Source organism: Bartonella sp. AA2SXKL (genome assembly GCF_042197205.1).
Lineage (GTDB): Bacteria > Pseudomonadota > Alphaproteobacteria > Rhizobiales > Rhizobiaceae > Bartonella.
This window is the reverse complement of the sequence record NZ_JBHIRN010000056.1, coordinates 1-568: the sequence shown is the minus strand read 5'-3', so window position 1 is coordinate 568 and position 568 is coordinate 1. Positions and strand designations below refer to the sequence as shown.

The 568-nt window shown below is 38.4% G+C and carries 1 pseudogene; it reads right to left on the bottom strand.

Annotation, left to right across the window (positions count from 1 at the left end):
* Positions 1–568, bottom strand: a pseudogene (locus tag ACFINS_RS09670) (transporter); the annotation flags it as partial.

Here is a 568-nt window from a genome sequence, read left to right as displayed (position 1 = left end):
AAAACGACGGGATTCTCGACTTAATTCTGATTGTATCAGCTCAAATTCTCGCTCAGTCAGTTTGAAATCTTCAACATAATCTTTGTAATTTGCTTTTTGATTTGGAAAAAATATTTGGGTGGGGCATTGTTCAATAATGGTGTGTGCAATCGTTGAATTTAAAGCATCTTTTGGACTTTGTGTTGCAAAGAGCATCATACCATTTTGTTTACGGATCGTTTTAAGGCGATCTTGCGCAAACGCTTTGAAGGAATCATCTTCAAGCGCTTTCCAGAATTCATCAATGACAATAATAATACGTCGCCCATCAATAAGATCGAGAATTCGGTTAAACAGGTACATCATCAAGGGACGCCGAATTTCTTCATTGTCTAAGAAATCGGTCATGTCATAACCAATGAATTGGGAATCTAAATTGAGATCATCTTGATCGTTATCAAAAACCCAGCCTAAGTCATTGCCTTTGAGCCAACGTTGTAAGCGTATGGCAATGCCTTCTTTTGATGTGTTATCAAAAAACAATTGAAGGGCACCAAGAGAGCGCTGTGTATGGGGGAGATTTTCCAAG